The organism is Paenibacillus naphthalenovorans (genome assembly GCF_001465255.1).
Lineage (GTDB): Bacteria > Bacillota > Bacilli > Paenibacillales > NBRC-103111 > Paenibacillus_G > Paenibacillus_G naphthalenovorans.
Genome location: NZ_CP013652.1, coordinates 4,286,002 through 4,307,330 on the forward strand (window position 1 = coordinate 4,286,002; position 21,329 = coordinate 4,307,330).

Annotated in this window: 26 protein-coding genes and 1 tRNA gene; 23 read left to right on the forward strand and 4 right to left on the reverse strand. The window is 46.8% G+C overall.

Annotated features, from left to right (window positions below):
- Nucleotide 1 precedes the first annotated feature (1 nt).
- The 6 genes from rsmG (at nucleotide 2) to IJ22_RS21025 (ending at nucleotide 5,418) form a co-directional block, all read left to right on the forward strand.
- On the forward strand, nucleotides 2-724 hold the full coding sequence (gene rsmG, locus IJ22_RS21000; RefSeq protein ID WP_062410199.1) for a 16S rRNA (guanine(527)-N(7))-methyltransferase RsmG: 723 nt from the start codon (nucleotides 2-4) through the stop codon (nucleotides 722-724).
- Nucleotides 725-875: 151 nt separating this feature from the next.
- Nucleotides 876-1,694, forward strand: coding sequence for a nucleoid occlusion protein (gene noc / locus IJ22_RS21005; protein WP_062410200.1), 819 nt, complete (start codon nucleotides 876-878; stop codon nucleotides 1,692-1,694).
- Between the two features lie 334 nt (nucleotides 1,695-2,028).
- A complete protein-coding gene (locus tag IJ22_RS21010) occupies nucleotides 2,029-2,787 on the forward strand; it encodes a ParA family protein (protein ID WP_062410201.1) in 759 nt (252 codons plus the stop codon).
- On the forward strand, nucleotides 2,784-3,647 hold the full coding sequence (locus tag IJ22_RS21015; protein WP_062410202.1) for a ParB/RepB/Spo0J family partition protein: 864 nt from the start codon (nucleotides 2,784-2,786) through the stop codon (nucleotides 3,645-3,647). Before IJ22_RS21010 ends, IJ22_RS21015 begins: the two co-directional genes overlap by 4 nt.
- A gap of 97 nt (nucleotides 3,648-3,744) precedes the next feature.
- Nucleotides 3,745-4,899 (forward strand): aminotransferase class V-fold PLP-dependent enzyme, encoded by a 1,155-nt coding sequence (locus tag IJ22_RS21020; RefSeq protein WP_062411097.1) that lies wholly within the window; start codon nucleotides 3,745-3,747, stop codon nucleotides 4,897-4,899.
- A gap of 24 nt (nucleotides 4,900-4,923) precedes the next feature.
- The gene (locus IJ22_RS21025) at nucleotides 4,924-5,418 is read left to right on the forward strand and encodes a DUF4446 family protein (protein WP_062410203.1); all 495 of its coding nucleotides are present in this window, start codon (nucleotides 4,924-4,926) and stop codon (nucleotides 5,416-5,418) included.
- Here IJ22_RS21025 and yyaC read toward each other — a convergent pair.
- Nucleotides 5,393-6,007 (reverse strand): spore protease YyaC, encoded by a 615-nt coding sequence (yyaC, locus tag IJ22_RS21030; RefSeq protein ID WP_062410204.1) that lies wholly within the window; start codon nucleotides 6,005-6,007, stop codon nucleotides 5,393-5,395. The two genes, IJ22_RS21025 and yyaC, sit on opposite strands and share 26 nt — an antisense overlap.
- Nucleotides 6,008-6,126: 119 nt before the next feature.
- Between yyaC and IJ22_RS21035 the strand changes: the two genes are divergently transcribed.
- The 4 genes from IJ22_RS21035 to IJ22_RS21050 all read left to right on the forward strand — a co-directional run bounded on the left by IJ22_RS21035 (nucleotide 6,127) and on the right by IJ22_RS21050 (nucleotide 7,736).
- The gene (locus IJ22_RS21035; protein ID WP_062410205.1) at nucleotides 6,127-6,369 is read left to right on the forward strand and encodes a putative Se/S carrier protein; all 243 of its coding nucleotides are present in this window, start codon (nucleotides 6,127-6,129) and stop codon (nucleotides 6,367-6,369) included.
- Between the two features lie 12 nt (nucleotides 6,370-6,381).
- Nucleotides 6,382-7,308 carry a mechanosensitive ion channel family protein gene (locus IJ22_RS21040; RefSeq protein ID WP_062410206.1) on the forward strand — a complete coding sequence of 309 codons (927 nt, stop codon included), beginning with the start codon at nucleotides 6,382-6,384 and terminating at the stop codon, nucleotides 7,306-7,308.
- A complete protein-coding gene (locus IJ22_RS21045) occupies nucleotides 7,308-7,544 on the forward strand; it encodes a DUF951 domain-containing protein (protein WP_054816949.1) in 237 nt (78 codons plus the stop codon). Before IJ22_RS21040 ends, IJ22_RS21045 begins: the two co-directional genes overlap by 1 nt.
- A 101-nt stretch (nucleotides 7,545-7,645) precedes the next feature.
- Nucleotides 7,646-7,736, forward strand: a tRNA-Ser gene (locus IJ22_RS21050).
- Nucleotides 7,737-8,174: 438 nt separating this feature from the next.
- Here the strand turns inward: IJ22_RS21050 and IJ22_RS21055 are convergent.
- Both IJ22_RS21055 and IJ22_RS21060 read right to left on the reverse strand, forming a co-directional pair.
- Nucleotides 8,175-8,426 carry a hypothetical protein gene (locus IJ22_RS21055; RefSeq protein ID WP_062410207.1) on the reverse strand — a complete coding sequence of 84 codons (252 nt, stop codon included), beginning with the start codon at nucleotides 8,424-8,426 and terminating at the stop codon, nucleotides 8,175-8,177.
- An 88-nt stretch (nucleotides 8,427-8,514) separates the two neighbouring features.
- Nucleotides 8,515-8,700 (reverse strand): YjzC family protein, encoded by a 186-nt coding sequence (locus IJ22_RS21060; protein WP_062410208.1) that lies wholly within the window; start codon nucleotides 8,698-8,700, stop codon nucleotides 8,515-8,517.
- Between the two features lie 240 nt (nucleotides 8,701-8,940).
- Here IJ22_RS21060 and rpsF point away from each other — a divergent pair, with 240 nt between their 5' ends.
- The 11 genes from rpsF (at nucleotide 8,941) to IJ22_RS21115 (ending at nucleotide 18,279) form a co-directional block, all read left to right on the forward strand.
- Nucleotides 8,941-9,225 carry a 30S ribosomal protein S6 gene (gene rpsF, locus IJ22_RS21065; RefSeq protein ID WP_054816951.1) on the forward strand — a complete coding sequence of 95 codons (285 nt, stop codon included), beginning with the start codon at nucleotides 8,941-8,943 and terminating at the stop codon, nucleotides 9,223-9,225.
- A gap of 84 nt (nucleotides 9,226-9,309) precedes the next feature.
- The gene (ssb, locus tag IJ22_RS21070) at nucleotides 9,310-9,789 is read left to right on the forward strand and encodes a single-stranded DNA-binding protein (RefSeq protein WP_054816952.1); all 480 of its coding nucleotides are present in this window, start codon (nucleotides 9,310-9,312) and stop codon (nucleotides 9,787-9,789) included.
- Nucleotides 9,790-9,835: 46 nt separating this feature from the next.
- Nucleotides 9,836-10,126, forward strand: a complete 291-nt coding sequence (gene rpsR, locus IJ22_RS21075) for a 30S ribosomal protein S18 (RefSeq protein WP_062410209.1) — start codon at nucleotides 9,836-9,838, stop codon at nucleotides 10,124-10,126.
- A gap of 195 nt (nucleotides 10,127-10,321) precedes the next feature.
- Complete coding sequence (locus IJ22_RS21080) at nucleotides 10,322-10,738, forward strand: CBS domain-containing protein (protein ID WP_054816953.1); 417 nt, start codon at nucleotides 10,322-10,324, stop codon at nucleotides 10,736-10,738.
- A gap of 47 nt (nucleotides 10,739-10,785) precedes the next feature.
- Nucleotides 10,786-11,097 carry a MazG-like family protein gene (locus IJ22_RS21085; RefSeq protein WP_062410210.1) on the forward strand — a complete coding sequence of 104 codons (312 nt, stop codon included), beginning with the start codon at nucleotides 10,786-10,788 and terminating at the stop codon, nucleotides 11,095-11,097.
- On the forward strand, nucleotides 11,094-12,035 hold the full coding sequence (locus IJ22_RS21090; RefSeq protein ID WP_375162516.1) for a DUF2232 domain-containing protein: 942 nt from the start codon (nucleotides 11,094-11,096) through the stop codon (nucleotides 12,033-12,035). Before IJ22_RS21085 ends, IJ22_RS21090 begins: the two co-directional genes overlap by 4 nt.
- 26 nt (nucleotides 12,036-12,061) lie before the next feature.
- Nucleotides 12,062-14,023, forward strand: a complete 1,962-nt coding sequence (locus IJ22_RS21095; RefSeq protein WP_062410212.1) for a DHH family phosphoesterase — start codon at nucleotides 12,062-12,064, stop codon at nucleotides 14,021-14,023.
- Nucleotides 14,020-14,463, forward strand: a complete 444-nt coding sequence (rplI, locus tag IJ22_RS21100) for a 50S ribosomal protein L9 (protein WP_062410213.1) — start codon at nucleotides 14,020-14,022, stop codon at nucleotides 14,461-14,463. The genes IJ22_RS21095 and rplI overlap by 4 nt, the downstream gene beginning before the upstream one ends.
- 119 nt (nucleotides 14,464-14,582) lie before the next feature.
- Nucleotides 14,583-15,923 carry a replicative DNA helicase gene (dnaB, locus tag IJ22_RS21105; RefSeq protein ID WP_082661032.1) on the forward strand — a complete coding sequence of 447 codons (1,341 nt, stop codon included), beginning with the start codon at nucleotides 14,583-14,585 and terminating at the stop codon, nucleotides 15,921-15,923.
- 266 nt (nucleotides 15,924-16,189) lie between these two features.
- Nucleotides 16,190-17,473, forward strand: a complete 1,284-nt coding sequence (locus IJ22_RS21110) for an adenylosuccinate synthase (protein ID WP_054816954.1) — start codon at nucleotides 16,190-16,192, stop codon at nucleotides 17,471-17,473.
- A 152-nt stretch (nucleotides 17,474-17,625) separates the two neighbouring features.
- Nucleotides 17,626-18,279 carry a hypothetical protein gene (locus tag IJ22_RS21115; protein ID WP_054816955.1) on the forward strand — a complete coding sequence of 218 codons (654 nt, stop codon included), beginning with the start codon at nucleotides 17,626-17,628 and terminating at the stop codon, nucleotides 18,277-18,279.
- 93 nt (nucleotides 18,280-18,372) lie between these two features.
- Here the strand turns inward: IJ22_RS21115 and IJ22_RS21120 are convergent, their stop codons facing one another.
- Nucleotides 18,373-18,636 (reverse strand): hypothetical protein, encoded by a 264-nt coding sequence (locus tag IJ22_RS21120; RefSeq protein WP_054816956.1) that lies wholly within the window; start codon nucleotides 18,634-18,636, stop codon nucleotides 18,373-18,375.
- Nucleotides 18,637-18,870: 234 nt separating this feature from the next.
- Between IJ22_RS21120 and IJ22_RS21125 the strand changes: the two genes are divergently transcribed.
- Complete coding sequence (locus IJ22_RS21125; protein ID WP_062410215.1) at nucleotides 18,871-20,442, forward strand: M23 family metallopeptidase; 1,572 nt, start codon at nucleotides 18,871-18,873, stop codon at nucleotides 20,440-20,442.
- Between the two features lie 149 nt (nucleotides 20,443-20,591).
- Nucleotides 20,592-21,326: a response regulator YycF gene (gene yycF / locus IJ22_RS21130; protein ID WP_054816957.1), complete on the forward strand. Its 735-nt coding sequence runs from the start codon at nucleotides 20,592-20,594 to the stop codon at nucleotides 21,324-21,326.
- Nucleotides 21,327-21,329: the final 3 nt, after the last annotated feature.

Here is a 21,329-nt window from a genome sequence, read left to right on the forward strand (position 1 = left end):
TATGGATAATATATTGAATAATTTTACAGATTTGCTAAATAATAGAGGAATCCGGTTATCGGAGTCTCAGCTTCATCAATTTGAGCTTTATTACAGGGAGCTGGTGAATTGGAACGAGCGAATGAACCTGACCGGTATAATCGAGAGGGAACAGGTATATATTAAACATTTTTACGATTCTCTCTCTGTTGCTTTTTTTGTTCCTATGTCGGATCATTTGAAGATAGCCGATATCGGTTCAGGAGCAGGATTTCCCAGTATTCCCTTGAAAATTGCTTTTCCCCATCTACGGGTCACCATAGTGGATTCTTTAAACAAGCGGATTCACTTTTTAAATCATGTAACGTCTTTTTTAGGGTTATCCGACGTTCAATGTGTGCATGCTCGGGCCGAAGACGCGGCCCGTCTCCCCATACATCGTGACCAGTATGATTTAGTTACGGCAAGAGCAGTGGCACGTATGGCCGTGCTTAATGAATTTTGTTTGCCTTTTGTTTCGGTCGGAGGATTATTTGTGGCAATGAAAGGGCAGGGGGTCCAAGACGAAATAGAGGAAGCCTCTTTCAGCTTAAGAGAACTGAGGGGTCAATGGCTGAACACTCATCGTTTTGAGCTTCCTGTTGAAGAGTCAACCAGACATATCGTGCTTATTACAAAAACGGGTCCGACGCCGAAAAAATACCCCAGAAAAGCAGGTACACCGTTAAAATCTCCTTTGATTTAATTTTGTTTCACGTGGAACATTTTAACGGATGTCTTTTCAGGGATAGGCTAAAGTTCTTTGTCGGTACTAGCAGGAGTTTAGACTTTTCTGGAGAATTAATTAATAAAGGGATATTATATATATCGGTTAAAAAGATCGGGTGGTTATCGTAATGAAGGAACAAATCTCGAAGTTGTTTGGTTTTGCTGATAAGGCGTCAACAAGCGAAGTGAAAAATGTTCCTGTCCATGAGATCGTTCCAAGTCCATACCAGCCTCGAACAATATTCGATGATGAGCGGATTGAAGAACTGTGTCAGACGATTAAAACACACGGCGTAATTCAGCCGATTGTAGTTCGGATGCGGAACAATATGTTTGAATTGATTGCGGGAGAACGTCGTTTGCGAGCCGTGAAAAAATTGGGTTTAGAAACGATCCCTGCCATCATACGTGATTTTAATGATTCGCAAGCGGCTTCTATAGCTTTAATTGAAAATCTTCAGCGTGAAGGTTTAACAGCTATTGAGGAGGCCATTGCTTATCAGCAATTAATTGATTTGCACAGTTTGACACAGGAAAGCTTGGCTCAAAGGCTGGGGAAAAGTCAGTCCACCATTGCCAATAAAATCAGACTTTTGCAATTGAGTGAACCGGTGAAGCAAGCGTTAATTGAACGTAAAGTGACGGAGCGGCATGCCAGAGCTTTGCTTTCTTTGGATCAAGAAGAACTTCAGGTTAAAGTGCTGGAAGACATCATTTCTAAAGAATTAAATGTGAAACAGACAGAAGCGAGAATTGCTTTTTTGAAGGAATCGGCTAAAGTAAAAAGCAAAGCCAAGAGGGTTTCGTATTCTAAAGATGTGAGATTGGCGCTGAATACAATCAGGCAATCCGTTGATATGGTTTCATCTTCCGGTTTAACGATAAATACTACGGAACAAGATCATGAAGATCATTACGAAATTGTCATTCGGATACCAAAACGCTAAAATAAATTATACATTTTTTATTCATCGTGCTGTTCTTAATTATAGTTCACTCCGTTGAATTCATAATCAAAGGATTGGCCTCATTAGGAGGCTTGTTTATCTCTTTAGGCATTTTGCTGAACATATCATTGGGGAGTTTCTAAGCTTCTCTAATGATTCTTTTTTTTGAAATTGCGTCAAGTCGTGTCGATCTATTTACATTTATTTTGGAACCGTCTTAAAAGAAATGAAAAATTCGAATTTTTTCTAGTGTATTTATTCATTATTGTTTCGTGAAATGGAATTCGAAAAAGTTTTGAATCATTTAAGTTTTTAATTATATGAGGTGAACTCATTGGCTAAAATTATCGCCATAACCAACCAAAAGGGCGGGGTTGGCAAAACTACAACGTCTGTTAACTTAGGAGCTTCTCTGGCATCTTTGGGAAAAAAAGTATTGTTGGTTGATATTGACCCTCAGGGCAATACGACAAGCGGTATTGGGATCAACAAAGCGGATGCCGTATATTGCATTTATGATGTTCTGATTAATGATGTACATCCCAAAGATGCCATGTGTGATACGGCAATTGAAAATTTGAAAATTATTCCTGCTACTATACAGCTTGCCGGCGCGGAAATAGAGCTTGTTCCAACCATATCAAGAGAAGTTCGTTTAAAAAAATCGCTTCAGCTAGTGAAACACATGTTTGATTACATATTGATCGATTGTCCGCCATCTTTAGGTATTTTAACTGTAAATTCATTAACGGCTGCCGATTCGGTCATTATTCCAATTCAATGCGAGTACTATGCTTTGGAGGGACTAAGTCAGCTTTTGAACACTGTGCGCCTTGTACAGAAGCATCTTAACACGACATTGCAAATTGAAGGCGTTCTTTTAACGATGTTTGACGCCAGAACCAATTTGGGGATGCAGGTTATTGAAGAAGTGAAGAAATACTTTCAGCAGAAAGTATATCAGACGATTATTCCCCGTAATGTGAGATTAAGTGAAGCTCCGAGCCATGGTCAGTCCATCATTACTTATGATCCGAAATCAAAGGGTGCAGAGGTATATATGGAGTTGGCAAAGGAAGTGATTGCACTGTGAGTAAGCGATTAGGTACGGGACTGGGAAAAGGGTTGGATGCGTTACTGCCCTCACTTAACATCAATGAAGATGATAAGGTTGTTGAAATTCCACTTGGTCAATTAAGACCGAATCCATATCAGCCGAGAAAAAACTTTAATGATGAATCGATTCAAGAGTTGGCTGCATCGATCAAAGAGCATGGAGTCATTCAACCCATTATTGTAAGAAGCGTTTTAAAGGGATTTGAAATCATTGCGGGCGAACGACGGTATCGTGCTTCACAAGCCAGCGGGTTGGCGACGATCCCGGCCGTTGTCAGAAAATTTACCGATCAGCAAGTTATGGAAATTGCTTTAATAGAAAATGTACAGCGTGAAGATTTGAATGCGATGGAAGTGGCCGTTGCATATCAAGCTTTGATCGATCAGTTTAATATGACGCAAGAAGAGCTGTCAGTGAAGGTCGGAAAGAGTCGTTCACACATTGCCAATTTTCTCCGGTTATTGCAGCTGCCAGAAGAAGTCAAGCAATATGTTTCACGTGGAACATTATCGATGGGTCATGCAAAGGCTATTGTAGGATTAAAAGATAAAAAGATCGTCAAAGCCTTGGCGGATACAACTATTAAAGAACAGTGGAGTGTACGCCAATTAGAAGAAGAAGTTAAAAAGCTGGAAGAAAATACGGAGAAAAAAACCAAATTAAAACCGAAACGCAAGGATCCTTATATTAATCAGCTGGAAGAAAGCTTGAGGGAAACTTATCGCACTACAGTGAAAATCAAACATAATAACAATAAAGGTAAGATTGAAATTTTATATTATTCAAAAGATGATTTGGATCGCCTGTTGGAAATGCTGCAAGGGAAAAGTTCATGAAGCTATTTTGTATAGCATACCTGAGTTATATACCTGATTTTCTCAGGTGATTCGGGTATGCTATCTTTATGAAAATGAAAAGGTGGGGTGATTGAAATTGTCGATAATATATTTGGATCATGCAGCTTCCTCTTGGCCAAAACCCCCGGAGGTATTAAAAGCAATGTACGACAATATGGAACACTTTGCTGCGAACCCGGGCCGGGGCAGTCATGAAATGGCTGTAAAAGCAAGCCGCACTCTGTTTGAAGGACGCAAGCAATTAGCCAAACTTTTTCATATTAAAAATCCGAACGATATTGCCTATGCACTAAATACAACCATGGCTCTCAACTTGGCCTTAAAGGGATTTCTTCATGAGGGAGATCATGTCATTTGTACTGCTGTAGAGCATAACTCCGTCAGAAGACCATTGGAATATTTGAAAAAAACAAAAAACATAAACATTTCTTACATTAAAACAGATCAGAAAGGGCATCTGGCAATTGATGATCTGGTTTCGGAAATAAATGGTAATACAAAGTTGGTTGTTTGCAGTCACAGCTCTAACCTGCTTGGAAGCATACTGCCTGTATCAGAAATAGGAGAACTGTGCAGAGACAGAGGAATCAAGCTATTAGTGGATGCTGCGCAAACAGCAGGGATATTAGAAATTGATGTGGAAAAAATGGGGATTGATATGTTGGCTTTTCCCGGCCACAAAGGACTTCTTGGACCGCAAGGAACGGGCGGGTTGTATATCCATCCCGATATTGATTTGGATCCGCTGCTGCATGGGGGGACGGGGAGCCAATCGGAAGCCATTGATCAGCCTACCGTACGGCCGGATCGATATGAGGCAGGGACACAAAATACGGTGGGGATAGCGGGACTCATTGAGGGCGTGAAATACATACAAAAGGAAACGGTTGAAAGCATTCATAAGAAGGAATGGCAGCTGACTCAAAGAATGATGTCAGGGCTATTGGAAATTGATGGCGTTACTGTATTAGGTCCTGAAGTGGGGCAAAATAAAACCGGTATCGTTTCGTTTACCGTAGGAAATGCGGATTCCTCTGAGATTGCTTTTATTTTGGATCAATCGTTTCAAATTGCCGTTCGGGCAGGATATCATTGTACGCCTATGGCCCATGAGATGGCCGGGACCATGGAACGTGGAGCGGTTCGGGCGAGTGTAGGCTGTTTTACAACGAATGAAGAAGTCGATCAATTCGTTTATGCGATCAAGGAAATCGTGAAATATACCAACTAAGAGTGTGGATGTGGGGGCCATCACATGGGGGAACTTGGAGCAAGTATTCCGTTAGAAGCTGTATTAGCATTTGTGGGAATCATCATATTGTTTTTTAGTATTATCGTTGTTTCCTTATGGGCGAAGCTGAATAAACTCCGCAAAAGATACGAACGTATGCTGAACGGAGCGGAGGCTGTCAATGTTGAACAAATATTAATTGACCTGCAGCAAAAGTTAAATGACCAAGAGGCCAGGAATAATGAAATTGATGAAAAAATCAAACAAATCAGACAACATATGCGTCATATGAAATCACATATCGGATTTTGCCGTTACAATGCTTTCGCGGAACGAGGAAGTGATCTAAGTTTCTCCATAGCGATCCTGGATGATCAGAGGGATGGGGTAGTGCTTACGGGAATACACAGCCGGGAACAAACTTATATGTATGCTAAGCCGATAGAGCAAGGACAGTCCAAGTATACGTTGTCCCCGGAAGAAATCGAAGCCATTAATCGATGCGGACTAAAGGTGTAGGTTTCCACCGCAGTTTACTGGTTAGAGCGGTGTAGAATGATTTGGCTATGATGTCGGACATATTCATGACCAAGCTTAGTCGCGTATTCTGAAGCACGAAATATTCCATAAAACCGCCGACGTTAACAATACCGGTAATATGCATATTTCCTACAGGAGGAAGCTCTTTATTGACGCCGGCACCGGGCTTGACCGGACCTTGCCCGATCTGGATGCAGCCCACGCTTGTTAATTGACCAAGACAAGCATCGACGGCAATAATATACGGATTATTAAAGTGTTGGTTTATGGTGGTGAGCGTTTCGCTTAGGTTCATTGCATGAACCGGATGATCCAACGTTCCAAATAAATGAAGGCCTTCTATCGCATACTTTTTTAATTGAGTTCCCACGAGTGGACCTAATGAATCGCCGGTGGAACGATCCGTGCCGACACAAACCAGAACGATAGGCTGATGGGGAGGCACTTGTTGGAGAAAAGCAAAAAGGCGTTCGGAGAGCAATTCGATGCTGTTTGATTCCGAATGCATTACCTTAAGAATTTCATTGTTTGTTGTCTTTTGCGCATCTCTATGAAAAGGAATTTTCATATTTACGCCTCCCATTAAGAGTTCATACACAAAAATCAGGGCAAAAACTGTTACTAGTATACGGTTAATAGGAATGAATTATACGTAGGTCTGAAAAAAACGGAAAAGGCGGGAGAGCGTTGCTGTTGATGGCTTTTGATTCAACTCAACAAGCGTTAAGAGCGGAGATGCTGCTCGATTATGCCGGCATTGAGAATGATATGTGTCCGACTCCGAAAGAAATAACGGCCGGGTGTGCCCTATCTTTGGAATTTCCGGATGAATGTTTACATCAAGTAGCGGACATTATCCGCCAAGAAAATGTAGAGATCAGGGGCATTTATTTTAAAAACGGTGATAAATATGTTACGATAGATCTGTAAGGTGGGAAGGAAATGAACCAATCTAATCCTGAAGTTCAAACGGAGGAAATAACATTAGAAAATTTACCGCAAATATGGAAAAAACTTCGAACGGAATTGACGGACTATATTTCCAATCCTGAAGTATGGACTGGATTACTGTTTACCTTATTGAAGGTAATTCTGATTTATATAGCCGCTCGGGTCATTATTAAAATCGCTAATAAGGCTTTAGAGCATATGTTGAGAGAAAGATCGCGGGGTCCGATCCAATTCGACCAGAGAAGAACCAAAACGATCGGTAAATTAGCTGCGAATATCATTACTTATGTGGTCAATTTCATCATGATCCTGATGATATTGAGTCAATTTAATGTAAACTTGGGTCCTGTGCTGGCCGGTGCAGGCGTTGTCGGACTTGCCATCGGTTTCGGAGCCCAGAGCTTGGTGAAGGATGTCATTACCGGCTTTTTTATTATATTTGAGGATCAATTTGCCGTCGGAGATGTCATACAAACAGGAACCTACAAAGGAACAGTCGAAGAAATCGGCTTGAGAGTAACCCGGATCAAAAGTTGGACGGGAGAGGTTCATATTATTCCTAATGGAACAATTAATCAGGTAACAAACTTTTCGATTAATAATTCACTTGCAGTAATCGATGTAAATGTTGCCTATGAAACGGATATCGATACCGCTTTGAAGGTATTAAAGGAAGTTGCAAATGCCTTTTATGAACATAGCGTGGATATGGTGAAGGCTCCTGACGTGCTTGGTGTTCATATGATAGGGACTTCAGATATTACATTGAGACTGACTGCCGAATGTAAACCCAACACTCATTTTGCGGTGATGCGCCAATTGAATGCGGAAATCAAAAAGGCATTCGAGTCACACGGGATCGATATCCCTTATCCGAGACTCGTCACTTATCATCGGACGGAAAAGGCGGAATCTTAATGGAAAAGAAACAATATCAGCTTGGTGATGTAGTACAGATGAAGAAACCTCACCCATGCGGCACGAACGAAATGGAAATTATCCGGATGGGCATGGATATCCGGATCAAGTGCGTCGGGTGTAAACATAGTGTGCTCGTACCCAGGGCGAAGTTTGAGAGCAAATTAAAAAAGGTGCTTAGGTCTGCCGCTGTATCAGAAGAGGCTGGAGCGGACGGTACGGAAGCAGGACAATAGGTAAAGAAACCAGCAAACAAAGGCTTTGATAATCTGCTTAATTAGGTATTGCATTTATAAGAGGGGCTGTGATATTATATTACTTGTCCCTTTTGGAATGCGGAAAGGTACCCAAGTGGCCCAAGGGGGCTGACTCGAAATCAGCTAGGCGGCGCAAGCCGTGCGTGGGTTCGAATCCCACTCTTTCCGCCATACATACAATAACCAAACGACCGATGACGGTCGTTTTTTTTGTTGGCGGAAAGGGGAGAGAACCCGAGGGGTTCATCGGAGCATAAGCATCGGCAGGAATACATCGCAGTCGGCCGGTAAAGCGGAATATAAAAAAGAATATTGCGGCCTATCAACGGCCTCAAAAACGTTTGTATACATGTTGAGAACGTGAAGCAGCGAGTTAATTAAGTTATCAACAGGACAATATCAGTTCGTCTAACCCAAAAGTTAATCACATGTTGATAAGTTTTGCTTTGCCGGATATGCCGGGGTTATCCACATATCCCATAACCTGCTGCTGCAAATGAGTGGTATATAGCTCAAGGGCTTCATTTTAATAGTGTAGAAAAAAATTGCAGCCATAACCAAAAGACCCGGCCATGTTTCCAACATGGATAGGGTCTATGCCTGGAAGGCCTATTGACTGCGGGATTGGCGGTAAATCGAGAAGCGGTCAATGACGTAACCCATGACGGTCCACGACAAAGTCGTGAGAAAATAGAGAAGCAGGGGATTTACGTCCGTATAAGTGAAGATAGGGTAAAACCAGGCCGGCACGCTGAGAGAGTAAAACAGTAAATAAATCGGGTCGTATTCGTGTCCGATATAATGGATCAGGCAGAGCGCGGCACCGATAATGGTAAGAATAAGGGTATATTTATATCGCATATCGTAATCTCCTTTTGAGTTGTCATTTACATGAAGTTATTGGTTCCCCGACGCGCCTTCCGATTCCGCGGCGGTCGGGGAGAGGGGGTCAGCCCCGAAACACTTTTTTCCACTTTCGGTTATGATTGGTGGTTTCGGGGAAGCGTTCCCCTTTTTTTAATGTGATCATTTTGGGATTGTTAATGCCCATATGGAAGGCATTTTCGCCAACTTCCATATACTCGCCGTCGTTCGGCGCCCTGTCGCCAGGACGGAATTGCGACCATTCACCCATGGCGGGTCACCTCCTGTTGTTGGTGTATTGTTAGATTTTCCACAAAACGACTTTAGCATTAGGGTTAATAATTACCATCCTGCCCTGTTAAAACAACATGATCGTGTGATGGTTTCTCTTGCTTTGGCATTCTATTTTTGCTATAGTATTATGGTGCGAGTTTAGGAAAACATTCTCGCTCCTTGCTTCTGACGGTACAAGCCGAATCAGAGGCCTTTTAGTCCAAAAGGAGGTGGCAACATGCGCAAATACGAAGTGATGTATATTATCCGTCCTGATCTGGAACAAGAAGCGGTTCAGGCTACGGTGGAGAAGTTCCAAAACATCATCAACAACGGTGGCGAAATTACGAAGCACGATCTGATGGGTAAGCGCCGTCTTGCGTATGAGATCAACAAGCATCGTGACGGTCATTATGTGTTGGTTCAATTCAACGCTAATAGTGAAGTCGTCAGCGAGCTTGACCGTGTATTGAAGATTTCCGACGAAGTCATTCGATACCTGATCGTCAAAGACGTAGCTTAAGGCTCCAGTGCCGTAATTGAGTTTGTTGACAACGGACAACGTAAATCACGGCTGTACGTTGCAACGGATCCGGGAGGGAAATACATGCTGAATCGTGTGATTCTGATCGGAAGACTGACACGTGACCCTGAACTGCGCTATACGCCCGCAGGTGTGGCTGTAACCCAGTTTACACTTGCAGTTGACCGACCTTTCTCAAATAATCAAGGCCAAAGAGAAGCGGATTTTATTCCGGTCGTAACTTGGCGCCAACTCGCGGAGACTTGTGCGAATTATCTTCGCAAAGGTCGTTTGGCAGCAGTGGAAGGCCGTATTCAGGTACGCAGCTATGATAACAATGAAGGACGTCGCGTTTATGTGACGGAAGTCATTGCGGACAATGTGCGCTTTCTGGAGTCGGCTAACAGCGGCAATCGCGATGAGGGTATGGGAATGGGTGCCGGCAGCGGCGGCGATGGAGGCGGCTACCGTGGAGGTTACGGCGGAGGACGCAGCCAACAGCAGGATCCTTTCCAGGATGACGGAAAACCGATTGATATTTCTGATGATGATTTGCCGTTTTAAGAGGCTTGGAACGGTAGGAAAACCCACGTAGAAAGGATGGAGAAACATGGCATTCGAAAAAAGAGAACGCTCTGAAGACCGCGGCGAACGCGGCGAAAGAAAGTTCAGCGGCCGTGGCAAAAAAGGCGGCAAGCGCCGTAAAGTTTGTTACTTCACCGTAAACAAAATCAAGCACATTGATTATAAAGATATTGAAACGCTCAAGAAGTTTATCAGCGAGCGCGGCAAGATTCTTCCTCGCCGTGTAACCGGTACTTCCGCCAAGTATCAGCGTGCACTGACGATCGCAATCAAGCGTGCGCGTCAAATTGCTCTGCTGCCGTACACGACGGAGTAATGTTATCTAAATAAGACAATCGGGGTAACCCGGTTGTCTTTTTATTTGGGCGTGCAAACGAAAAAAACGTGAAGTAAAAGTCCATGAGGATGGTTCCTGCAAGCGGTGATTATTTTTCTTCCCGGGGCATATCATGATATGATGGAAAGGTGAGAATCGCAGGACCTTTTAGATAGAGAAAGGAAGGGAGCAGCGTTGAACATCGCATTTTTTTTGGTGCCCAAGGATGACGTTATTTATTTATCTCCTCATTCCACCATACGTCAAGCACTCGAGCGAATGGAGTATCACCGGTATTCGGCCGTTCCTCTGATTGATGAGAATGGAAAATATGTCGGAACCATTACCGAAGGGGATTTATTATGGAAGCTCAAGCGTTCCCCTGAGATCGGATTTGAGAACGCACACAAAGTGCAGTTGAAGGAAGTACCTCAGCATATGGTAATAAAACCGGTCCGGATCGACCAGCAGATGGTAGATTTGATTACGCTGGTCACGAACCAGAACTATGTTCCTGTCATAGACGATAATGAAGTGTTTATAGGCATTATCCGCAGAAGGGAAATTATTGATTATTGTTTTAAGCTTTGGCAGTCCGAACAACGGGTCTAAAAGTGTGGTATAATTAACTAAAGCTTCATGGTAAGGAGAGAATCAGCTTGTCTAATATCGATAGAGACGTTGATTTGGCCAAACGGGCCAAAATTATCGAATGGCTGAAAACTGAGCTTGTGGATCAAATGGCACACCTGCTTAAAGGCATATGGGAAGGCAGTCATCACAGAATCGTTGACGGTCTGGCCAGTCTCATTGCCTATTGTTATATTCTCGGCCGCCGACTTGGCATCTCTCTACGCAATTTGGATGAGGTTATTCTGGACAAAATGAAGAAGCACCGTGAGGAAGGTCATCAATTGGAAGAATGGTACGGAGACATTTCCGCTTTGGAAGAACATTTGCGTAAGAGGTGAAAGGCTTGGAAGAACCACAGAAAAAGCGAATGTTCGGATGGGGATTCGCTTATATTTTTTTGCTCTTAACGATTTTTTTACCTCCGTTAAGTTTGATTACGGCTGCACTATTGATGGTGCCTGTGCTGGTCATGTATGTGAAGTTAGGTAATAAGCAGTTCTTGGCGCATTACACCATCTGCTTGGCAGTTGTATATTTAATTACATCGCTGCTTTTGGCCGGTTCTCTTGGAGCACTGCTTGTGTCGATATCGCTTTTCTTTCTGCCCCCGGTCATCCAGATGGGCAACTTGTATAAAAAAAGCGCCCCGGCACGAACCGTCCTTACGGCAGGTACGGTGACGCTCCTTGCGCAGCTGCTGCTTACCCTTGTTGTGACACAACTGTTTGGTCTCAATCCGGTCGGCAAACTAAAGCAGTTTATGATGGATAGTGTGAAGACGCTTCCTGTGGAACTGCAGAATATGATGGGAGTCGATCCGGATACGCTGATCCATATGATGGTGCTGATGCTGCCGCTGTACATGATCGGGTTTTCGCTTTTTTACGTGGTGGTGTCCCATGCTCTGGCCCGCAGGGTGCTTGTACGCTCGGGAGAATCCATTCCTGCCTTTAAGCCGATCAAGGATTGGATGCTTCCAAAATCGTTTGTCTGGTTTTATTTGATCGCGCTGATCATGGAAATGTTCGTAAGCGATACGAAATCGATGTCTTACACCGTGCTCTTGAACCTACTTCCGCTGCTGACGTTCCTGTTTTCCATTCAGGCGATATCCTTCTTGTTCTATGTAGCGCATGTGATGCATTGGAACAAGACCTTACCGATTGTTGGAATTCTGCTGCTGCTGCTTTTTCCGCCGGTATCTTTTTTGTTCAGTTTGCTTGGAGTATTCGATGTGGCGTTTCCGATCCGTGATCGTATTATGACTCGTAAGTGACTTTATAGGGATTAGGAGCGAATGAAATGCCGAAGTTCCTGTTGAAGCGATGGCATGGGATGCATATCGTATGGATTTTTGCCTTGCTGGCCGCGTTGACCTTAATTCTTTTTATATACCAATGGGTCATTGCTCTCATAGCCTTGATTTTGTGCTGCGTTCTCGGGTATTACACACTGAAGGCGGAGCAAGCGTTCCGTAAGGACTTAAACCGCTATGTGGCCACGTTATCGCATCGGGTCAAGCGGGCAGGAAGCGAGGTTATCCATGGGCTGCCGTTTGGCATTGTGCTTTATAATGAGGAAAAAATCATTGAGTGGCACAATCCTTTCGTGGCTCACATGCTGGGTGAAGATTCACTGATCGGGAAATCCTTGTTTGAGCTGTTTCCGGCACTTAAGAATCGCAAGGAAAAAGAATTAAAACTCGAAATGGCCATGAACAATAACATCTACGAAGTGCAGATCAATCCGGAAGAACGGCTGCTCTATTTGACCGATATTACACAGCTCAAATCGCTTCAGCTCCGCTATGACGAGGAAAAGCTGGCTCTTGGCATCGTGATGCTGGATAACCTGGATGAAGCGACGCAGGGTCTTGACGACCAGACACGCAGCATCATGATGGCTAAAGTGACCGGTGAAATTACGGAATGGGCGCAAAAACATAACGTTTATCTCCGCCGTACTGCGTCAGACCGGTATTTAGTCCTGATGGATCAAAAAGGGTTGAAGGCGCTGGAGCAATCCCGGTTCGAGATTCTGGACGACGTTCGGGATATCACGATCGAGCATAAGCTGCCGCTGACGTTAAGCATCGGCATCGCTTCCGGCACTTCGTCCATAACCGAGCTTGGGCATTGGGCCCAAACAAGCTTGGATATGGCTCTCGGTCGGGGCGGCGACCAGGCGGCTGTGAAGGTAGGCGAGCGGTTGTCGTTCTACGGAGGACGCTCCAATGCGCTCGAAAAGCGGACACGTGTCAGGGCTCGGGTAATTTCCCATGCGCTTCGGGATTTGATCAAGGATTGCGACAAGGTCATCATCATGGGACACAAATACCCGGATATGGACGCGATTGGGGCGGCCATCGGCGTGTTGAAGATGGCGCATGTCAGCAATAAAGAAGGCTACATTGTGCTGGAGGGAGTGAATCCTTCGATCCAGAAGCTGATGGAGATGATCTACGAGGATGAGACGCTGAACCGCTGGTTTATTACTCCGGAGCAGGCGCTGCAGATTACGAACTCACGGTCTTTGGCCGTTGTTGTAGATACGCACCGGGCGGTGATGACGCCGGAGCCGCGGCTGCTGCAGATGACGCAGCGGAAGGTAGTCGTAGACCATCACCGCAGGAGCGAGGATTTTATTCAAGACGCTACACTGGTTTATATGGAGCCCTATGCGTCTTCCACATGCGAACTGGTGACAGAGCTGCTCCAATATTTTCATGAGCGGCTTACCATGGGCATACTTGATGCGACGGCGCTGCTCGCCGGGATTGTCGTCGATACGAAAAGCTTCAGTCTCCGCACGGGGGCACGGACGTTCGAGGCGGCGTCCTTCTTACGGCGCAACGGGGCCGATTCCTTGTTGATACAGCAGCTGTTGAAGGAAGATTTGGAATACTTCATTCAGAAAGCCGAGGTCATCAAGAACGCGGTCGTCATCTTCGACCATATTGCGCTTGCGGTGAATGAGCCGGGACGTAAATATTCACAGTTGCTCATCGCCCAAGTTGCTGATACATTGTTAACTATGACGGGTATTATGGCCTCGTTTGTGATCAGCGAACGCCCGGACGGTCTGATCGGGATCAGCGCAAGGTCGCTCGGACAGATGAACGTCCAGTTGGTTATGGAACGGATGGGCGGCGGCGGTCATTTGACGAATGCGGCAACCCAGATTGAAGGCACAGTGGCGGAAGCCACACAGCGGCTCAAGCAAGTGTTAAGCGAGATACACGCAGAGGAGGGGCTGTTTGAATGAAAGTCATATTGTTGAAAGATGTGAAGGGCCAAGGAAAAAAAGGGGAAGTTAAAGAGGTTTCCGAGGGCTATGCCAATAATTTCTTGTTTAAACAAAACCTGGCCGCTCCGGCTACCGAGGGATCCATGAAGGTGCTGGAGCAGCAGAAGAAAGCCGAGGAACGCAGGAAAGCGCAGGAGAAGGCTGATGCGCAGGAGCTGGCCCGGAAATTGGAAGAGCTGACGGTGCAGTTGAAGGCAAAATCCGGTGCGGACGGCCGGTTGTTCGGCGCCGTTTCGAATAAGCAGGTGGCCGAAGCGCTGGACAAGCAAGGGATCAAGCTGGATAAGCGGAAGATCGTTATGGACGAACCGATCCGCACGCTGGGCGTGACAGAGGTTGTCGTCAAGCTGCATCCGGAAGTAAGCGCGAAGCTGAAAGTGCACGTAGTGGAAGAATAGGAAAAAAGCCTGATTCGGCAAAGGAATGGATAACGGACGTGAATGTCCGTTATTTCCCTTGTTATCCATGATGAGAAGCTTGAATATCAGGAGGAGATCAGGTGAACGAGAGTTTATTTATGGATCGTATCCCTCCACAAAATATAGAAGCCGAGCAGGCGGTGCTCGGCGCTATTTTGCTTGATGGAGACGCGCTGGTTACGGCGATGGAGCGGGTGACAAGCGACGATTTCTACCGCGGGGCACACCAGCGGATTTATGAGGCCATGATCGAGATTGCCGAGGCCAATGAGCCTGTCGATCTGATTACGCTGACCGCCCGGCTGCAGGATAAGAAGCAGCTGGAGGAGGTCGGCGGCATCAGCTATCTGTCGGAGCTCGCCAATGCGGTGCCTACGGCAGCCAACGTCGATTATTATGCGCAGATTGTAGAAGAAAAGTCGATGCTGCGTCGTTTAATCCGGGCGGCTACGCAGATTGTTACGAACGGGTACTCCGGGGAAGACGAAGTGGGGACGCTGCTCAGCGATGCGGAGCAGCGCATCATGGAGATTTCACAGGCCCGCTCCGGCTCCGGCTTCATTGCGATCAAGGATGTGCTGATGGAGGTCTTCGACAAGGTAGAGTTCCTCTTCAATCAAAAGGGGGGGACAACCGGGATCCGCTCCGGATTTACCGACTTGGACAAGATGACCTCAGGTTTTCAACGGTCAGACCTGATTATCGTTGCGGCCCGTCCTTCCGTAGGAAAGACGGCGTTTGCTTTGAATATAGCGCAGAATGTCGGGGTGCGGGAAAAAGAGACGGTCGCCATTTTTAGTTTGGAGATGGGCGCGGCTCAGCTCGTGCAGCGGATGATTTGTGCGGAGGCGAATGTGGATGCCGGACGAATGCGGACGGGTTTCCTGGAGCCGGACGATTGGGAGAAGCTGACAATGGCCATCGGATCGCTGTCGGAGGCCAACATCTATATTGACGACTCCCCGTCCGTTACCGTAGCCGATATTCGGGCAAAGTGCCGCCGCCTGAAAAAGGAGAAGGGTCTTGGCATGATCTTGATCGACTATCTCCAGCTCATTCACGGGCGCGGCAAAGGCGATAACCGCCAGCAGGAGGTCTCGGAAATTTCCCGTACGCTGAAGCAGATTGCGCGTGAACTGGACGTTCCGGTCATCGCGCTTTCGCAGTTGAGCCGGGGGGTGGAGCAGCGGCAGGATAAGCGGCCGATGATGTCGGACCTCCGGGAATCGGGATCGATCGAGCAGGACGCCGATATTGTGGCATTCCTGTACCGTGACGACTACTACGATAAAGAGTCGGAGAAGAAAAATATTATTGAGATTATTATTGCAAAGCAGCGTAACGGACCGGTCGGGACGGTGGAGCTTGCCTTTCTGAAAAATTACAATAAATTCGTAAATCTTGATCGAACCCATCAGGAGCCGGCGATGGCCCGGTAAGATTTGCGCCGGCCTGGCTTGTTGCACGGGGAACATTTTTTGTTTTAAAGAAAAGGAAAAGAATATGCGGACTACAGATAGGCATCCCGATTGGAATGCCGCTGTAGACCTGCTACATATGAATAAATTCCGAACAATGGGCAACAGACTATGTTCATTGTTCGTTTTTGTTGACTTTGCAGAGCGGTACTGCTAAACTAATCAATGGTGTATTGTGCCTTTAGGGCAAATAACAGGTGGTTTCCACCTCACGGGGGTAAGTGAATATGTCAACGGTAGTAGTTGTCGGAACCCAATGGGGAGACGAAGGGAAAGGGAAGATTACCGACTTTCTTGCAGAGTCTGCCGAGGTTGTCGCCCGTTATCAGGGGGGCAATAACGCGGGACATACGATTCTTATTAATGATAAAAAGTATAAGCTTACGATGATTCCATCGGGCATTTTTTATGCAGATAAAATATGTGTCATCGGCAACGGTATGGTTATCAATCCAGGCGCGCTGCTCGAGGAAATTCAATATATTCATGATAACGGCTTTACGACGGACAATCTGCGCATCAGCGATCGTGCCCATTTGATTATGCCTTACCACCTTTTGTTAGACGGTTTAGAGGAAGAACGCAAAGGCGAGAACAAAATCGGGACGACACGTAAGGGGATCGGCCCTTGTTACATGGATAAAGCAGCACGCAACGGGATCCGCATTGCCGATTTGATGGATGCGGAGGAGTTTACCCGGAAGGTCCGCCAAATGGTGAAGGAGAAAAACGAATTGATCGAACAGGTGTACGGATCTAAAGGTCTTGATGCCGATTCGATCATTCAGGAATATCTCGGTTATGCGGAGAAAATCCGTCCTTATGTTACCGATACGTCGGTAGTTCTGAACGATCTGATCGACGAAGGCAAAAAGGTGCTTTTCGAAGGCGCGCAGGGTGTCATGCTGGATATCGACCAAGGAACATATCCATATGTCACCTCTTCGAATCCTTCTGCGGGCGGCGTCTGCATCGGATCCGGAGTGGGTCCGTCCAAAATTCAGCACATTATCGGCGTAGCCAAATCTTACACTACACGCGTTGGAGACGGTCCTTTCCCGACCGAACAGATAAATGCAACCGGTGATTGGATTCGCGAACGCGGCAATGAATATGGTACGGTTACCGGAAGACCGCGCCGCGTCGGTTGGTTCGATAGCGTCGTTGTTCGTCATGCCCGCCGGGTGAGCGGAATTACGGGCTTATCCTTAAATTCGCTCGATGTGCTGTCCGGTCTGGACAAGGTGAAGATTTGCACGGCTTACAGATACCGCGGTGAAATCATCGAGCATTATCCGGCCAGTCTGAAGGTGTTGGCTGAATGCGAAGCCGTGTATGAGGAACTCCCGGGCTGGAACGAGGATCTGTCTGATGTCCGCAAGCTCGAGGATTTGCCGGAGAACGCAAGACGGTATGTCGAGCGGGTGTCTGAGCTGACCGGCATCCCCATTGCGATTTTCTCCGTTGGACGCAATCGTGAGCAAACCAACCTGGTGAAGCCCATTTTCTAATTGGAATCCGATCTTATAAAAAACATGGCCCTGTTCTCCTGATGACGGAGAGCGGGGTTTTTTTGCATATGTGCGGACAGCCCGATTGATTTCCCAGAAAAAGGTCAATACTGGAACTATGAACAACAGGCTGATGGGAGATGGGAAGAGTAATGAAATGGATGAGCTGGTTGCTGAAGCTAGGAGTCAGCGCAGCGGTCACTTCTTTATGCTGCGTGGTGGTGACCTTTCTCGCCGTGAATGCCTATGTGGATGTATTGTTGGACCAATATCAGATTCAACGTCCGGGAAATCAAAAGATCGAGTGGAACCGGTTTGTGAACCGTTTTACCGCGCAGTTGGGGTTCGGGACGAACGAGGCGGCTACCCCGCAGCAGCCCAGGGATCTGGCCGTTTCTGCCGATCCAGGCTCGACTTCTTCCGAAACCGGGTCGGAAAAAAGCGGAGGGGCAGACCATGATGGCAAGGCAAGCAAAGACACGGCTGACCCTTATCCGGTTCCGGAGGACGCGGTAGCTGTATGGAGCCGTCAATCCGGTCAGACGGAGCTGCCGGAAGAGGAAAGAAGAATTGTTGTCTCAAGTGAAGAGTTTGCCAAGAAGAAGGATCAATTGTCCGAAGCAAACAAAGCGAAAATTTTTTCTCTGCTGGTCCCCCGGGTACCGCAAGAGGAGATGCAGAGGATTTCCGTTATTCTGGAAGACGGAATCACCGCGGCAGAGCTGAAGGAACTGGAGGAGCTGCTTCAGAGGCATTTAAAGCCGGAGGAGTATCAACAGCTGCAATCTTTAATTGGAGCGCCCTGACCCCGGTTTTTGGGCTTCTGATGCGGCATCTGAAAATAGGGCATGGCAAAAGACTGACCTCATGATCGTTGAAGGTCAGTTTTTTCGTCTTCGTTAGAACCAGCATACGCCGCCATATTTGCGGATGGTATCCTCAGCTTGCCGCCTCCGTGACGATTCCACGATAACCTGCAGCTTGGCTGCGGTTTCAGAGATCGACGTACCGATTCTCCCAAGGAGAGTGATATCAGGCTGCTCGCCTTTCGGGTGTAAAGCACCCGGTTCGAGCTTGAGATTAATGACGCCTTGCTTTAAAAGTGCCTCTGCGGCTTTTTCCATATCGTGTGGATTGCGGAAAGCCGCAATGATATTTTCCATTGTTTTACTTCACACTCCTGTCAGAATTTTTTCTGAAAATAAGGGATCACATGGGGTTTGGTTGAAATAAATAGACGGGGTATGGTAAATTTATAAAGGAGTTTGGGCACTTTGGTTGTTGTCCCTGATTTTAGGTGTTTTTATGTGCTAGGGTCTCAAGAAAGCAGTAGTTCCGTGTTATGTAGCACGGATGCCTATCCAATGCGGCAAAAAACAGCTTAAAAGGAGAAGAAGATGACAGTTTTCAAGATGATGGATCAATTCAAGGGTCTGGTAAAAAAGCTTCAACGCCAGAAGGCTGAGAATGGATCCGAGGGCTTGGCTGAGAGCTTAAGGGTCGAACCGGTGACAAAGGAACAAGGAACAACCACTCCTATCCCATTAAAAAACCGTATTATTAAACATAAAAGATTGGTTATTAAGTCCGCAGCCGTATTAAGTTTAATCGCTGCCGTCATCTGGAGCGGAAACCAATACGTGCAGGCGAATATGAAGGATTATTATCATGTGTATGCGAATGGGGACTCGATCGGAACCATATCCGATCCGGCGAAGGTCGAACAATTCAAGCAGAAGAAGCGGGAGCAGCTGACCAAGAGCGATGCGGACATCCAGATGGTCGTAAAGGAACCCAGACTCGAATTTACTCCCGAGAGGGTTTTTGGAACACCGGCAGAGGATGAAGCTGTTCTTAAGCAATTGGAACGTTATTTTTCGGCCTATCCTGTAGGCGTTCAATTGTTGGTGGACGGCAAGCCCGTAGGTATTGTAAAAGACGAAGCGACGGCCAAGCAAGTGCTGGAGCAGCTAAAAGCTAATGTCATTGCCTCTCTGCAGCAGAAAAAAGAACCGGGGAAGGTCGGCATATTGTCCGCTTCATCTGCCGGCGACGCTCCAGTAACTACGGAATTGCAGAAAGCGGATTTCGTTCAGGATGTAGAGATGAAACAATTGGAAATTAATCCTGACCAGCTCATGAAGCCGGACGAGCTTCTGAATAAGCTGGCGACGGGCAACGCGCGGCCTACAAAATATACGGTTGTAGACGGCGACTGCGTATCGTGTATCGCCAAGAAGCTGAATATTCCAAAGCAAGTGATATACCAGAACAACCCCTGGATTTATAATGATATGATCAAAGTCGGAGAGCAGCTGGATCTTACCGTGATGAACCCGACACTGTCCGTGCGGACAATAGAGAAGGTTGTGGAAAATCAGGAGATTCAACACGAGACGGAATACAAGCAGGACGACAGCATGCGGCTCGGAGAGACGAAGGTGCTTTCGGAAGGAAAGAACGGCATGAAGAAAGTGACCCTTCAACTGACGAAGGTCAACGGACTGATGGAAGAAGAAAGCGTATTAAGCGAGGAAATCGTCCAGCAGCCGGTGAAGGCCGTCGTGAAAAGAGGCACCAAGGTTGTATTAGGGGAAGGCACGGGCAAGTTTGCGTGGCCGGTCGTTTCGGCTACGATTACCAGTACGTTCGGGAAACGCTGGGGCGCTTTTCATAAGGGGATTGACCTGACGGGCAACCGCAGTATTCTCGCCTCCGATAACGGCAAGGTTGAGTTTGCAGGTGTGAAAGACGGTTACGGCAATATGATCATCATTAATCATATGAACGGGTATCGTACGGTGTATGCGCATCTAAGCAAGATTGAGACAAGCAGCGGCAAAATTGTGGAGAAAGGCGAAAAGATTGGAACGATGGGCAGTACCGGGGACTCTACAGGGGTGCATCTGCATTTTGAAATTCTGCTCAATCAATCGCCGCAAAATCCGCTTAAATATTTAAACCGCTAAGGATGCAAGCGGCACATAGATCAAGGGACATGGAGAAAGCAGGGCGGGAGGCCTTGCGCGCCATGTCTCTTTTTGCTTCAAGTTGTGGTAAAATAGTAGAATAGCTTCCATGAACAGCTGTTAGTCTTTGACAGGCGGTGAAGGAACGAATGGCGAAAATACTCGTTGTAGACGACGAACAACCGATTGCGGATATACTGAAGTTTAATTTGGAAAAAGAGGGCCATGAGGTCATCTGCGCTTACGACGGCGGAACGGCGGTGGATCTGGCTTACACCGAAGAACCGGATTTGATCCTGCTGGATTTGATGCTGCCGGTGAAGGACGGTATGGATGTGTGCCGGGAGGTACGGGCGAAGCTGAATACCCCGATCATCATGCTGACAGCCAAGGACAATGAGATTGATAAGGTGTTGGGTCTTGAGCTTGGCGCAGACGATTATGTGACCAAGCCTTTTGGAACGCGCGAGCTGCTTGCCCGGGTGAAAGCACACCTGCGCAGACAGACCAAGGTATCGTCCGTACCTGTGTCCCAGTCTCCGGAGGAAGAGCAACCACGGCAGGGCTTCCGAATCCTCAGCTTGTTCATCGATACCGACATGTATGTCGTTTATAAGGACGGTGTACCGCTCGATCTTACTCATCGGGAGTTCGAACTTGTGCAGTACATGGCCAAGAACAGCGGCAAGGTCATGACGCGCGAGCACCTGCTGCAGGCCGTGTGGGGCTTTGAGTATTTCGGGGATGTACGTACGGTTGACGTGACGATCCGCCGGCTCAGAGAGAAGCTGGAGGACGATCCGAGCCGTCCGGAATATATTATCACCCGGCGGGGGCTTGGCTACATGATGCGCAATCCGAAAACAATCGCCGGCAGCTACTAGGCG

Bases quoted from the DNA above. Each gene is read 5' to 3' on its own strand.
- ssb (WP_054816952.1), top strand. From the start codon at position 9,310: ATGCTGAATCGTGTGATTCTGATCGGAAGACTGACACGTGACCCTGAA.
- rplI (WP_062410213.1), top strand. From the start codon at position 14,020: ATGAAAGTCATATTGTTGAAAGATGTGAAGGGCCAAGGAAAAAAAGGG.
- noc (WP_062410200.1), top strand. From the start codon at position 876: ATGAAGGAACAAATCTCGAAGTTGTTTGGTTTTGCTGATAAGGCGTCA.
- IJ22_RS21055 (WP_062410207.1), bottom strand. From the start codon at position 8,426: ATGCGATATAAATATACCCTTATTCTTACCATTATCGGTGCCGCGCTC.
- IJ22_RS21115 (WP_054816955.1), top strand. From the start codon at position 17,626: ATGAAATGGATGAGCTGGTTGCTGAAGCTAGGAGTCAGCGCAGCGGTC.
- IJ22_RS21040 (WP_062410206.1), top strand. From the start codon at position 6,382: ATGAACCAATCTAATCCTGAAGTTCAAACGGAGGAAATAACATTAGAA.
- IJ22_RS21060 (WP_062410208.1), bottom strand. From the start codon at position 8,700: ATGGGTGAATGGTCGCAATTCCGTCCTGGCGACAGGGCGCCGAACGAC.
- IJ22_RS21120 (WP_054816956.1), bottom strand. From the start codon at position 18,636: ATGGAAAATATCATTGCGGCTTTCCGCAATCCACACGATATGGAAAAA.
- IJ22_RS21125 (WP_062410215.1), top strand. From the start codon at position 18,871: ATGACAGTTTTCAAGATGATGGATCAATTCAAGGGTCTGGTAAAAAAG.
- IJ22_RS21045 (WP_054816949.1), top strand. From the start codon at position 7,308: ATGGAAAAGAAACAATATCAGCTTGGTGATGTAGTACAGATGAAGAAA.
- IJ22_RS21025 (WP_062410203.1), top strand. From the start codon at position 4,924: ATGGGGGAACTTGGAGCAAGTATTCCGTTAGAAGCTGTATTAGCATTT.
- rsmG (WP_062410199.1), top strand. From the start codon at position 2: ATGGATAATATATTGAATAATTTTACAGATTTGCTAAATAATAGAGGA.
- rpsF (WP_054816951.1), top strand. From the start codon at position 8,941: ATGCGCAAATACGAAGTGATGTATATTATCCGTCCTGATCTGGAACAA.
- yyaC (WP_062410204.1), bottom strand. From the start codon at position 6,007: ATGAAAATTCCTTTTCATAGAGATGCGCAAAAGACAACAAACAATGAA.
- yycF (WP_054816957.1), top strand. From the start codon at position 20,592: ATGGCGAAAATACTCGTTGTAGACGACGAACAACCGATTGCGGATATA.
- IJ22_RS21095 (WP_062410212.1), top strand. From the start codon at position 12,062: ATGCCGAAGTTCCTGTTGAAGCGATGGCATGGGATGCATATCGTATGG.
- rpsR (WP_062410209.1), top strand. From the start codon at position 9,836: ATGGCATTCGAAAAAAGAGAACGCTCTGAAGACCGCGGCGAACGCGGC.
- IJ22_RS21110 (WP_054816954.1), top strand. From the start codon at position 16,190: ATGTCAACGGTAGTAGTTGTCGGAACCCAATGGGGAGACGAAGGGAAA.
- dnaB (WP_082661032.1), top strand. From the start codon at position 14,583: ATGGATCGTATCCCTCCACAAAATATAGAAGCCGAGCAGGCGGTGCTC.